The organism is Azospirillum aestuarii (assembly GCF_016632405.1).
In the GTDB taxonomy this organism is placed as follows: domain Bacteria; phylum Pseudomonadota; class Alphaproteobacteria; order Azospirillales; family Azospirillaceae; genus Azospirillum; species Azospirillum aestuarii.
In genome coordinates this window covers 46,437-58,600 of sequence record NZ_JAEPIV010000022.1, presented here as the reverse complement: position 1 = coordinate 58,600, position 12,164 = coordinate 46,437, and the positions used below count along the sequence as shown (strand labels likewise).

At 66.6% G+C, this 12,164-nt stretch carries 9 protein-coding genes and 1 pseudogene; 5 read left to right on the top strand and 5 right to left on the bottom strand.

All coding sequences use genetic code 11. The features are described 5' to 3' along the window. Positions 1-6 precede the first annotated feature (6 nt). Both JJL56_RS25700 and JJL56_RS25695 read right to left on the bottom strand, forming a co-directional pair. Positions 7-444 (bottom strand): c-type cytochrome, encoded by a 438-nt coding sequence (locus tag JJL56_RS25700; protein ID WP_145627807.1) that lies wholly within the window; start codon positions 442-444, stop codon positions 7-9. Positions 445-567: 123 nt separating this feature from the next. Further along, positions 568-2,451, bottom strand: a complete 1,884-nt coding sequence (locus tag JJL56_RS25695) for a methanol/ethanol family PQQ-dependent dehydrogenase (protein WP_145627809.1) — start codon at positions 2,449-2,451, stop codon at positions 568-570. A gap of 1,011 nt (positions 2,452-3,462) precedes the next feature. On the opposite strand from JJL56_RS25695, the gene JJL56_RS25690 reads away from it, so the two are divergent. Continuing rightward, complete coding sequence (locus JJL56_RS25690) at positions 3,463-3,681, top strand: hypothetical protein (protein ID WP_247889581.1); 219 nt, start codon at positions 3,463-3,465, stop codon at positions 3,679-3,681. Between the two features lie 16 nt (positions 3,682-3,697). Here JJL56_RS25690 and JJL56_RS25685 read toward each other — a convergent pair whose 3' ends face one another. From JJL56_RS25685 to JJL56_RS25675, 3 genes and pseudogenes are all read right to left on the bottom strand, one after another. Next, positions 3,698-5,128, bottom strand: a complete 1,431-nt coding sequence (locus JJL56_RS25685; RefSeq protein ID WP_200486814.1) for a UdgX family uracil-DNA binding protein — start codon at positions 5,126-5,128, stop codon at positions 3,698-3,700. Between the two features lie 2 nt (positions 5,129-5,130). Continuing rightward, entirely contained in the window at positions 5,131-6,345 is a 1,215-nt protein-coding gene (locus JJL56_RS25680) for a putative DNA modification/repair radical SAM protein (RefSeq protein WP_145627813.1), read from the bottom strand. A 92-nt stretch (positions 6,346-6,437) separates the two neighbouring features. Beyond that, a pseudogene (locus JJL56_RS25675) lies at positions 6,438-6,668 on the bottom strand (ISL3-like element ISAzba9 family transposase); the annotation flags it as partial. 772 nt (positions 6,669-7,440) lie between these two features. Here JJL56_RS25675 and glpD point away from each other — a divergent pair. The 4 genes from glpD to JJL56_RS25655 all read left to right on the top strand — a co-directional run bounded on the left by glpD (position 7,441) and on the right by JJL56_RS25655 (position 12,156). Beyond that, positions 7,441-8,982: a glycerol-3-phosphate dehydrogenase gene (gene glpD, locus JJL56_RS25670; RefSeq protein ID WP_200486813.1), complete on the top strand. Its 1,542-nt coding sequence runs from the start codon at positions 7,441-7,443 to the stop codon at positions 8,980-8,982. An 80-nt stretch (positions 8,983-9,062) separates the two neighbouring features. Continuing rightward, positions 9,063-10,166: an ATP-binding cassette domain-containing protein gene (locus JJL56_RS25665; protein ID WP_200486812.1), complete on the top strand. Its 1,104-nt coding sequence runs from the start codon at positions 9,063-9,065 to the stop codon at positions 10,164-10,166. Positions 10,167-10,183: 17 nt separating this feature from the next. After that, entirely contained in the window at positions 10,184-11,272 is a 1,089-nt protein-coding gene (locus JJL56_RS25660) for an ABC transporter ATP-binding protein (protein ID WP_200486811.1), read from the top strand. Then, positions 11,272-12,156, top strand: coding sequence for a carbohydrate ABC transporter permease (locus tag JJL56_RS25655; protein WP_200486810.1), 885 nt, complete (start codon positions 11,272-11,274; stop codon positions 12,154-12,156). Before JJL56_RS25660 ends, JJL56_RS25655 begins: the two co-directional genes overlap by 1 nt. Positions 12,157-12,164 lie beyond the last annotated feature (8 nt).

Below are 12,164 nucleotides of genomic sequence, written 5' to 3'. Positions count from 1 at the left end.
GCCGGATCAGCCGCCGATGCGTTGCGGGCGTCCGCCGGGCAGCGCGTCGTCCGCCCGCGCCTTCAGGTAGCGGTAGATGTCGTCCAGATGGTCCATGATGTTGGGGTCGAGGCCGAAGGAGGGCATCACCTTGTCCCCGGTGGCGCCCTGGTTCTGGCGGCCGTTGACGACGACTTCCTTGAACTCGTCATAGCTGAGGCGTTTGAGCGAGTCCACGAGGCTGGGGGCGAAGGACGACCCCGACGCGTCGAAGCCGTGGCAGGTGTGGCAGGTCGCGTGGAAGCGGCGGTAGCCGTTGTAGGTTCCTTTGTCCACCTGACCGTCCTTGACGATGTAGGTCGGCATCCCGTCGGGGGTGGTGGGCGCATCCTGTGCCAGGGCGGCGAAACAGGCGACGGTGCCCGCCGTCAACATGCCGGTCAGCAAGCCAAGTCTGCGTTTCATGGGTGTCGCGTTCCTTGCCCGGAAGCCGGGTCCCAGTGAATGCCAAAGGAGTGAATGTCGGAAGAGCGAAAGCCATAAAGAAAAGCCCCCGGTGCGTTGCGGCACCGGGGGCAGGTCTGCCGATCACTTCTGGTCCGGAATGTGGAACACCGTCAGGACCCCGCCGAGCTGCGTGTACTCGCCCAGCGACTGGTGGGCACCGACAGCGCCGAGGCCGGCGGTCGCCACGCCGGTTCCGCCGGCGCGGTTGGGATGGACGGCCTGATGCCACTGGTTCGCCCCGGTTTCCTGGGTCAGACCGGCGGCGAGACCGATGCCGGCCCAGCCGCCGACGCCGGACAGGACGGCCACATACTGCTTGCCGTTGTGGGTGTAGGTGTTGATGTTGCCGATGATGCCGGACGGGGTCTTGAACCGCCACAGCTCCTTGCCGTCCTTCATGTCGACGGCGACGATGTAGCCTTCCAGCGTCCCGTAATAGGCCAGGCCGCCTTTCGTGGTCAGGGCGCCGCTCCACACCGCGAACCGTTCCGGCCGCGACCAGACGATCTTGCCGGCCGCCGCGTCCCAGGCGATGAAGTTGCCCATGCCGCCGTGCGAGTTCGGCGTCGGGTACATGGACACGGTGGAGCCGACATAGGCCTGCCCCGCCGTGTAGGAGACGGAGAACGGCTCGTAGTCCATGCAGATGTGGTTGGTCGGGACATAGAACAGACCGGTGTCCGGCGAGAAGGAGGCCGGCTGCTGGTCCTTGGTGCCGAGCGCCGCCGGGCACACGGCGGCGGTGTTCTTGTCCTCGCCGTTGGCGAAGGTGCTGTATTTGTCGACGACGTTCGGCCGCCCGGTCTTCATGTCGACGTCGGTCGCCCAGTTGACCGTCGGGTCGTATTTCTGCGCGACGAGCAGTTCCCCGGTCGCCCGGTCCAGGGTGTAGGCGAAGCCGTTGCGGTCGAAATTGACCAGGACCTTGCGCTGCTGGCCGTTTATGGTGATGTCGGCCAGGATGTTCTCGTTCACCCCGTCGAAGTCCCATTCATCGAAGGGCGTCTTCTGGTAGACCCACTTCGCCTCGCCGGTTTCCGGATCGCGGGCGAAGATGGTCATCGACCATTTGTTGTCGCTCTTGGCCCGGTCCTTGTCGACGGCCCGCTGCGTCGGATTCCAGGTGCCGGGATTGCCGGTGCCGTAATAGATCAGATTGAGCGCCGGGTCGTAGGTGTACCAGCCCCAGGTGGTTCCGCCGCCGCGCTTCCATTCCTCGCCCGGCCATGTCGAGACGCCGAGATCCTTCTGTCCGATGGGCTTGCCCATCATCATCGTCTTCGACGGGTCGATCTTCACGTCGGCGTCTGGGCCGGTCGAAAAGGCCCGCCACACCATCTTGCCGGTGTTCGTGTCGTAGGCCGTCAGATGCCCGCGCACGCCGAACTCGCCGCCGCTGATGCCGACGAAGACCTTGTCCTTGACCACCAGGGGGGCCGCCGTCAGGGTTTCGCCCTTGGTGTGGTCGCCGTTCTTGGCCTTCCAGACCTCCTTGCCGGTCTTGGCGTCGAGCGCGACCAGCGTGTTGTCCGCCTGGGCCAGGAAGACCTTGCCGTCGGCGACCGCGACGCCGCGGTTGACAGTGTCGCAGCACATCACCGGAATGACGGTCGGGTCCTGGACCGATTCATATTTCCAGATGACCCGTCCCGGGTTGTTGAGGTCCAGCGCGAAGACCTTGTTGGGGAACGGCGTGTGAATGTACATGACGTCGCCGACGACGATCGGTCCGCCCTCATGGCCGCGCAGAACGCCGGTCGAGAACGACCACGCGACCTGAAGATTCTTGACGTTGTTCGTGGTGATCTGATCGAGCGGGCTGTACCGCTGTCCGGCATAATTGCCGAGCTGGGATGCCCAATTGTTGGGGTTCGCTTCATTCTTCAGAATACTGTCGTTCGCAGAAACCGAGCCGGCGGCGACGACAGCGACAGACGCCAGAAGCCAGCGAGACAACACCTTCATGACGATCCCTCCCGTTGTAGCGCTTATTGTTACCCAAAAACCAATGGGCTTCTTGCTTATGGGCGCGACACTGAATGCAAAAGGGCGTTGTCGCGCGAATGTTATCGCGCGGGATGTTTGGTTCTGAATTCAATATTCAGAAAAGCTGACGCCAAATTGGGACTTAATGCTATATTGGGACCATCTTCTCGTCAAGGCTCAGTCGAATAGAAAATGCCAAACAATCGCCTTGTGCCAGATTTATCCATGACTGATCGCAAATTGGGAGTAAGTGGATAATCCTTCAAATCGTGATTTTGTAATTTATTTATTTGCAGTTTTTGGCGCCGGTTTTGTGCGAAGCAGCAATATTTGCTGCAAAGCAGCGCAATCGATCACGGTCCGATCCATGCCGCTACCTGTTGATATGTGCATGCCGGCCTTCGTCCGCCTTGGTCGAAATGGGGAGGGCGCCGACTTGTCGGTCTTGCACACAGGAATGACACGTCATGTTTGAGCTGGTTCTGGTGATTTGTCTGGCCATGAGGCCGGACCAATGCGCCATCGAACGTCCACTCTCCATCGAGCGGTACCCGACCGCGGTGGAATGCACACGCAACAGCTACGTCCACGTCGTGCGTTGGCTCATGGAGCATCCCAGCTGGAACGTCCGCCGATGGCGGTGCGAGCAGCCTGGGGCCTGACGCCAGCGCTCAGCGATTTAAAGACACGAAACAGTCCACTCAACGTTCCGTTGACTTGCGGCGCGCCGACTCCAGACTTGCGCGAGCGCTTCCCTGGGGCTTGCGGCCGGCGCCGCTTGTTCCCCCTCATCATCGGCTTCGCAAAGTCCTGCCATTTAGGCATTGGTTAACCTTCGATGCCTAATGATTCGGCGCCCTGTGGTTTGGTTCATTTCTGAGCAGCCGAAATTCCGGCATCCTGCCCTCGTCCTTGGGCATGGCATGCGGCTTGCTCACGCTGATCCAGTCGATGTTGGCACAGCCGTGCTGTTGCAGTTTGGAGCGCCCGATGTTCGTTACCTTGTCGATGATTTTCTGCCTGGCGTCCGATCCGACCCAATGCCGGACGATCGATCCGATGATTCCCGACACCGACCCCCTGACCATGTCGAGCTGCCCGATCGCCGGTCAGATCGAGAGCGCCAAGTGGATCAACGACCACCCGAAGTACGAGCTTCAGCGCATTCGATGCACGGTGGGCAAGCGGATCAAGCAGCAGGGCGCGTGATACGGACGGTGCCGCCTCACGCCAGCGCCGAGGCCCGGCGCAGGTCGGCCACGAATTCCGCCTGCGCCCGCCGCCGCTCCTCCTCTCCCGGAAGCCTCAGCAGGTAGGAGGGGTGGACGGTGACGAAGCCGTTCCACCCGTCGAAGGCCATCGGACCCCGCTCGCGCAGAACCGCGACGGGCCGGCCGGTCAGCGCCAGCGCCGCGGTGGCTCCCAGCGTGACGACGAGGCGGGGGCGGACGAAGCCCAGCTCCGTCATCAGCCACCAGCGGTAATGCTTGACCTCGCCGGCGGTGGGGGACTGGTGGATGCGGCGCTTGCCGCGCTGGACGAACTTGAAGTGCTTGACGGCGTTGGTCAGATAGAGGCCGCCGCGGTCGATGCCGGCCTCCTCCAGCGCGGCGGTCAGCAATTGGCCGGCGGGGCCGACGAAGGGGCGGCCCTCGCGGTCCTCCTGGTCACCCGGCTGCTCGCCGACGATGGCGATGGCCGCACCCTCCGGCCCCTCGCCCAGCACCGCCTGCGTCGCGCCCGGCACCAGCGGTTCGGAGCGTTGGATCAGGCGGTTCAGTTCGGCGAGGCTTTCCGGGGCCTGCCGGGCCATCGCCGCCACCGCCTTCTCGGGCATGCGGCGGCGCGGAATGGCGGCCTCCGCCTCCAGCATCGCCTGGACGCGGGCGGGGGCAGAGCGGACCAGGGCGGGAATGGCCGCCGTCTCCGGCATGTTGGCCCAGTATTTCCGCGGCATCTCCGCCCGCATGGCCGTCGGGTTGACCCGCGCCGGGTTGAAGGTGCTCTCGTAGTAGCGCTGCCAGCCCTCGGCGAAGCGGTCGTCGGGAAAGCGGTCAAGGGCCAGCGCGTCCGGACGCTCGGCGGGCGGGCCGGTGATCAGGCGTTGGCGGTCCCAATGCAACGAGCCCTTCGGTGTCAGGATCGTCCAAACCATGCTTTCGAAGCGCTCGACGAAGAAGGGGGCGACGGCCTCGACGATGTGATGGTCGGGCTCGAACCACGCGATGTAGCGTTCCCCGCCGTCCGGGCCGGGCGGAGCAGGGGGCAGCGCGCGGAAGCGCAGGAAGGCGTGCATCTTGTGGATGTCCCGTCGCACCGCCTTGTCGAGCCGCTCCAACCGGTGCACCAGCGGGTCGGCGTGCTGGTCGAGCAGAGCCCGCTCCCCGTTCAGCACCCGCCAGACCAGCCGGTAGAGCAGGGCGTAGCGTTCCGGATCGCTATGGCAGACGACGGTTTCGATCAGTTGCCCGACCGCCTGGGGCAGGAAGATCGGGGCGCCGTTATCGGAAGCGGGCGTCGCGTCGTCGCCGAACAGCGACGGCGCGCCGACGCTCCACAGCACCTTGTCGGGCGCCGTCCGGGCGGCGGCGAGGCGGCGCACCGCTTGGCGGAATCCGTCGAGGTCCGCCCCCTCCCGCAAGGTGATCGTGTGCATCGTCAGAACAGGCTCAGCTGGCTGGACGGCGTTACCAATCGCTGGCGCAGATCCAGCCGGTCGGTCAGCCCGCCCACAGGGTGGTAGTCGGCGGCGATCAGGAAGGGGCGCGCCCGCCGCAATCCGCTCGACAGCCGCCCCAGGTCCTCCATGCGCAGGCGGGTGTGGCGGCGCGCCGACAGGATCTTGTCGACGGCGCGGGCACCCAGCCCCGGCACCCGCAGCAGCATCTCGCGGTCGGCGCGGTTGACGTCCACCGGGAAGCGCTCCCGGTTCTTCAGCGCCCAGGCCAGCTTCGGGTCGATGCCGAGGTCGAGCATCCCGCCCTCGCCGCCGGAGGCGATCTCCTCCACCGTGAAGCCGTAATAGCGCAGCAACCAATCGGCCTGATACAGCCGGTTCTCCCGTTGCAACGGCGGCGGCTTGACCGGCAGGACCGAACTGGCCTCCGGGATCGGGCTGAAGGCCGAATAGTAGACGCGGCGCAGCCCGTAGCGCTGGTAGAGCGTGCCGCTGGTCTCCAGGACCGAGCGGTCGGTGGCGTCGTCGGCGCCGACGATCAGCTGTGTGCTCTGGCCGGCGGGGGAGAAGCGGCGCCGCTCCTCCTTGGCCTCGACGATGCGCTCGTTGACCTGACCCATCACCGCCTTAATGGTGCCTCCGTTCTTTTCCGGCGCGAAGGCTTTCAGGCTGTGATCGGAGGGCAGTTCGAGGTTGATCGACAGCCGGTCCGCCCACAGCCCCGCCTGCTCGATCAGCCAGGGGCTGGCTTCGGGGATGGTCTTCAGGTGGATGTAGCCGGCGAAGCCGTGGTCGCGCCGCAGGGTCCGCGCCACCAGCATCATCTGCTCCATCGTGTGGTCCGGCGAGCGGATGATGCCGGAGGACAGGAACAGCCCCTCGATGCAGTTGCGCTTGTAGAAGCCGAGGGTCAGCGTCACCACCTCCTCCACCGTGAAGCGGGCGCGGCGGACGTTGGAGGAGCGCCGGTTGATGCAATACACGCAGTCGAACAGGCAGTGGTTGGTCAGCAGGATCTTCAAGAGCGAGACGCAGCGCCCGTCCGGCGTGTAGGCGTGGCAGATGCCGGCGCCGGTCGTGGAGCCCAGCCCCTCCTTGCCGCCGCGGCGCGGCTTGGCGCCGGACGAGGCGCAGGAAGCGTCGTATTTCGCCGCATCGGCCAGAATGCCGAGCTTCTCGATCAAGGCGTCGTCCATCGTCCCATCCCACCATGCGTGTGTGTTCTTAATATGTTCTCATGGGGTGGAGAGGCAAGCGGCGGATGCGTCGGCGGATGAGACAAAGGTTGACCGGCCCGGCCATACATCGCGCGCTTGATCGCCTTCAGCCGGTTGACCTGGCCCTCGACCTGCCCGCTGCCCCACGGCTCGCTCAGCGCGGCACGCACCGCGTCCTCGTCGTGGCGGACCCCGGCGGCGAACGGTGACAGCGCACTGACCTCCGCCTCGCACAGCCAGCCATCGAACGGGTCGAGCCACTTGCCCTTCACCATCCCGCAGAAGCGGGTGATGAGATTTGCCGTCCGACGCAGCTCTGCAGGTTCTGGCCCCCCGGATCAAGGCGCGCTGGGTCTGAGAACAAGGGCACCAGCAAATGAAGGAGGAACTCGGGCTCGATCATTTCGAGGGGCGGGGCTGGCATGGCCTGCATCACCACGCCGTGCTGGGTATGATCGCCCTGGCCTTTCTTCAGAACCAGCGCCTCGCCGCAGCGCTGGAGGGGGAAAAAGCGAGCGGTGCAGACCGCGGGCCGCCTCCGCAGCCGACGCTCCCCGCCGTCCGTCAGGCCATACTCGAGCAGATCCAGACCACCGCACCCGTTCGATGTCCGTGCTGTCGGTTTTGGCTCATCCCGCACAGGCACGAGCAGAGTTGCCAAAGTGGTTTTAGTGATTGCCGGGCGGGCGTTAGCACATCCAGGGGGTGCTCTCGAATATTCTCACTTCCCGCCCGTGTCGCGATCGAAGGCGCTCGCAGCCCTTCAAAATGTCCCATCAAAGCGGGGCTACAGCCAAGGCGCGACTCATGGACCGCTAAGCTATTGTTGTGGGCTGATTTTGCTGGCGTGGAATGTCAACAATCGTGGCAAGCGCCGACCACGAACTTGGCAATCCGCCAATTCATCTGGCAACGGACAGGCTCTCCCAACAAGGGAGGGGTGCCGGTGCCACGACCTTTCGTATCGCTTTCACTTTTTTCGTATTGCGGCCCATCGAACCCTCGGCTACCGTTTGAAACGAAAACAAAGGCGCAGACCGCAAGGGGCGGGCGCACAGCGGAGAGGAGGGATGGATGGCCGGGGTCTACGACCTTGCCATCGTCGGCGGCGGCATTAACGGCTGCGGCATCGCGCGCGATGCCGCGGGGCGGGGCTGCTCGGTCTATCTGTGCGAACAGAAGGATCTGGGGTCGGGCACGTCCTCGGCCTCGACGAAGCTGATCCACGGCGGCCTGCGCTACCTGGAATATTACGAGTTCCGGCTGGTCCGCGAGGCGCTGCGCGAGCGCGAGGTGCTTTGGCGCATGGCGCCGCACATCATCTGGCCGCTGCGCTTCGTCCTGCCCCATCTGCCCGGCCTGCGGCCCTCGTGGTTCTTGCGGCTGGGCCTGTTCCTCTACGACCATCTCGGCGGGCGGGAGAAGCTGCCGGGCACGCGGGGGCTCGATCTGCGCAACGATCCGGCGGGGAAGCCGCTGAAGCCGGGTTTCGGTCGTGCTTTCGAATATTCGGATTGCTGGGTCGACGACGCGCGTCTGGTGGTCCTGAACGCGCAGGACGCCGCCCGCATGGGCGCGACGATCCGCACCCGCACCCGCTTCCTGAGCGCCGTCCGAGAGGACGGGCTGTGGACCGTGACGGTGGAGGACACACGCAGCGGCCGGCGCAGCAGCATCCGCGCCCGCGCGCTGGTCAACGCCGCCGGCCCCTGGGTGTCGGAGGTCATGCGGCAGGGGGCGCGCTCCACGGTGGACGCGCGCATCCGTCTGGTCCAGGGCTCGCACATCGTGGTGCCGAAGCTGTTCGACCACGACCGCTGCTACATCTTCCAGAACGCCGACAAGCGCATCGTCTTCGCCATCCCCTACGAGCGCGACTTCACCCTGATCGGCACCACCGACAACGACTACCAGGGCGATCCGGCGAACGTCCGCGCGTCGGAGGCGGAGATCGCCTATCTCTGCGCCGCCGCCGGCGAGTATTTCGCCAAGCCGGTGACGCCCGCCGACGTGGTGTGGACCTACTCCGGCGTCCGCCCGCTCTACGACGACGGCGCCTCCACGGCGCAGGCGGCGACCCGCGACTATGTGCTGGCGCTCGACGCGCCGGGCGACGGCAAGGCGGCGCTGCTCAACATCTTCGGCGGCAAGATCACCACATACCGCCGTTTGGCCGACGCGGCCATCGCCAAGCTGGCGCCCTTCCTGCCGAAGCTCGCTCCGGGAGCGTCGGACTGGAGCAGCACCGGGACCCTGCCGGGCGGCGACTTCCCGGTGGATGGCGTTGCGGCGCTGGTCGCCGAGCTGCGCGGGCATGCGCCCTTCCTGCCCCTGTCGCATCTGGAGCGGCTGGCGCGCACCTACGGCACCCGCACCCGCCGGATTCTCGACAGCGCCGCGCGGCCGGAGGATCTGGGCCGCGACTTCGGCGGGACCCTGACCGAGGCCGAGGTCCGCTATCTGATGACGGAGGAATGGGCGGAGACCGCCGAGGACGTGCTGTGGCGCCGGACCAAGCTGGGGCTGCGTCTGGACGCCGCCCAGGCGCAGGCGCTCGACGCCTTCATGACGGAGGAACGCAGCCGGAGGGAGAGGGCATCCGACGCCGCCGAATAGCGGGCGTGGAACAGCGGCTGAAAACACGGCGACAAGAACCATCTCAATAAAGAAAAAATGAATATTGGGGAGGAAGGCCGGTGGGCTTGGTTCTGGACAAGGTCAGCAGGCATGTCGGCGGCCACGTTCATCTCGAGAACGTGTCGCTGAGCCTGGAGCGCGGGTCGTTGAACGTTCTGCTGGGGCCGACCCTGTCGGGCAAGACGTCGCTGATGCGGCTGATGGCCGGGCTGGACGTGCCCAGCGCTGGGCGCGTGCTGGTGGACGGGGTGGACGTGACGGGGCGGCATGTCCGCGAGCGCTCCGTCGCCATGGTCTACCAGCAGTTCATCAACTACCCGTCCCTGACCGTCTACGAGAACATCGCCTCCCCCCTGCGGGTGGCCCGCCGGCCGAAGGACGAGATCGACCGCAAGGTGCGGGAGGCGGCGCGCCTGCTGAAGCTGGAGCCCTACCTGGAGCGCGCGCCGCAGCAGCTGTCCGGCGGGCAGCAGCAGCGCACGGCCATCGCCCGCGCCCTGGTCAAGGAGGCGCAGCTCGTCCTGCTTGACGAGCCGCTGGCCAACCTGGACTACAAGCTGCGCGAGGAACTGCGGGAGGAGCTGCCGAAGATCTTCGCCGCGACCGGCGCGGTCTTCGTCTACGCGACGACGGAGCCAGCGGAGGCGCTGCTGCTCCGCGGCAACACGGCGACGCTGTGGGAAGGGCGGCTGGCGCAGTTCGGGCGCACGCCGGACGTCTACCGCCGCCCGGCCAACCTGACCAGCGCACGGGTTTTCTCCGACCCGCCGCTCAACACCATGCGGGTGCACAAGCGCGGCCTGCAGATCGTGCTGGCGACGGGCGAGCACGGGCCGGCGCGGGGCGTCCTGGCGGAGTTGCCGGACGACGACTACACCATCGGCTTCCGCGCCGACCACCTGCACCTGACGCGGCCCCACGCCGACGCGATGTCCTTGAGCGGTGCGGTGGCGGTCAGCGAGATCACCGGTTCGGAGAGCTTCGTCCACATCGACCTGCCGCGGACCGATGGCGGAACGGACCGCTGGGTGGCGGTCACCCGCGGCGTGCTGGAGGTGGAGCCGGGCGAGCGGATCGACTGCTTCATCGACCCGCAGCGGCTGTTCGTGTTCGGCCATGACGGGCGGCTGGCCGCGGCGCCGCCGCTGGTCATGGCGGCGTGACGGGGAGGGCGGACGGCATGGCGCGCATCGACCTTCAATCCCTCGGCCACAGCTACATATCCAATCCCAAAGGCGACGACGACTACGCGCTGAAACCGATGACCCATGTGTGGGAGCAGGGCGGGGCCTACGCGCTGCTCGGGCCGTCGGGCTGCGGCAAGACCACGCTGCTGAACATCATCTCCGGCCTGCTGACCCCCAGCGAGGGGCGGGTGCTGTTCGACGGCAAGGACGTGACGGCCCTGCCGACCGAGGCGCGCAACATCGCCCAGGTCTTCCAGTTCCCCGTCGTCTACGACACCATGACGGTCTACGAGAACCTTGCTTTCCCGCTGCGCAACCGCGGCCTGCGCGGGGCTCCGCTCGACGCGCGGGTGCGGGAGATCGCCGGGCTGCTCGACCTGACGGCGGACCTGAACCGGCGCGGGCGGAACCTGACCGCCGACGCCAAGCAGAAGATTTCGCTGGGGCGCGGGCTGGTCCGCCCGGACGTGGCGGCCATCCTGTTCGACGAGCCGCTGACCGTCATCGACCCGCATCTGAAATGGGAGCTGCGGTCGAAGCTGAAGGCGCTGCACCGCGCGCTCGACCTGACGATGATCTACGTGACCCACGACCAGACGGAGGCGTTGACCTTCGCCGACAAGGTGGTGGTGATGCATGACGGGCGCGTCGTCCAGGTGGGCCGCCCGCAGGAGCTGTTCGAGCGGCCCGCCCACGTCTTCGTCGGCCATTTCATCGGGTCGCCGGGCATGAACGTCCTGCCGGCCGAGGTGTCGGGCCGCGCCGCGCGGGTCGGTGGGCACGTCATCGCGCTGCGCCGCGGCTATCCGACCCTCGATGGTGGGGCGAAAATCGAGATCGGCGTGCGGCCGGAATTCGCCACGCTGGCGCCCGCCGGGGCCGGCGGCGTGCCGGTGCGGGTGCGCCGGCTGGACGATCTGGGGCGCACGCGCATCGCGCGGGTGGAGTTGTCGGGCCTGCCGATGGCGGCGACGGTGCCGGAGGATCTGACGCTGGCGGGGGACGAGGCGTCGCTTCTGCTCGACCCCGCCATGGTGCATGTCTACGCGGACGGAACGCTCGTGGAAGGGGAGGCGGCGTGATGGACAAGCCCGTCAACCAGGGGGCATGGCTGCTGGTCCTGCCGGTTCTGCTGATCGTCGCCTTCTCGGCCATCCTGCCGCTGATGACGGTGGTCAACTACTCGGTGCAGGACACCTTCGGAAACAACCAGTTCTTCTGGAACGGCATCGGCTGGTACCAGGAGCTTCTCGACCCCACCACCGACCTCGGCGGGCGCTTCTTCGACGCGCTGTGGCGCAACCTGCTGTTCTCGCTGCTGATCCTGCTGATCGAGGTGCCGCTGGGCATCGCCGTGGCGCTGAGCATGCCGCGCCACGGCTGGCGGGTGGCGGCGACGCTGGTGGTGCTGGCGTTGCCGCTGCTGATCCCGTGGAACGTCGTCGGCACCATCTGGCAGATCTTCGCCCGCGAGGACATCGGCCTGCTGGGATGGGCGGTGAACCGGCTGGGCATCCCCTACAACTACACGGCGGACCCGCTGTCGGCCTGGGTGACCATCGTGACGATGGACGTCTGGCACTGGACTTCGCTGGTGGCGCTGCTCTGCTACGCCGGCCTGCGCTCCATCCCCGACGCCTTCTACCAGGCGGCCCGGATCGACGGGGCCTCGCGCTGGGCGGTGTTCCGCAACATCCAACTGCCGAAGATGCACCGGGTGCTGCTGATCGCCGTGCTGCTGCGCTTCATGGACAGCTTCATGATCTACACCGAGCCCTTCGTGGTGACCGGCGGCGGCCCCGGCAACTCGACCACCTTCGTGTCGATCGACCTCGTCAAGCTGGCGCTGGGGCAGTTCGACTTGGGCAAGGCCGCGGCCCTGTCCATCGTCTACAACCTGATCATTCTGGCGGTCTGCTGGGTCTTCTACACGGTCATGACCCGCATGGACGCGCAACGGAATTAGCAAAGGAA

Bases quoted from the DNA above. Each gene is read 5' to 3' on its own strand.
- JJL56_RS25680 (WP_145627813.1), bottom strand. From the start codon at position 6,345: ATGGACGACGCCTTGATCGAGAAGCTCGGCATTCTGGCCGATGCGGCG.
- JJL56_RS25685 (WP_200486814.1), bottom strand. From the start codon at position 5,128: ATGCACACGATCACCTTGCGGGAGGGGGCGGACCTCGACGGATTCCGC.
- glpD (WP_200486813.1), top strand. From the start codon at position 7,441: ATGGCCGGGGTCTACGACCTTGCCATCGTCGGCGGCGGCATTAACGGC.
- JJL56_RS25700 (WP_145627807.1), bottom strand. From the start codon at position 444: ATGAAACGCAGACTTGGCTTGCTGACCGGCATGTTGACGGCGGGCACC.
- JJL56_RS25655 (WP_200486810.1), top strand. From the start codon at position 11,272: ATGGACAAGCCCGTCAACCAGGGGGCATGGCTGCTGGTCCTGCCGGTT.
- JJL56_RS25690 (WP_247889581.1), top strand. From the start codon at position 3,463: ATGTTCGTTACCTTGTCGATGATTTTCTGCCTGGCGTCCGATCCGACC.
- JJL56_RS25660 (WP_200486811.1), top strand. From the start codon at position 10,184: ATGGCGCGCATCGACCTTCAATCCCTCGGCCACAGCTACATATCCAAT.
- JJL56_RS25695 (WP_145627809.1), bottom strand. From the start codon at position 2,451: ATGAAGGTGTTGTCTCGCTGGCTTCTGGCGTCTGTCGCTGTCGTCGCC.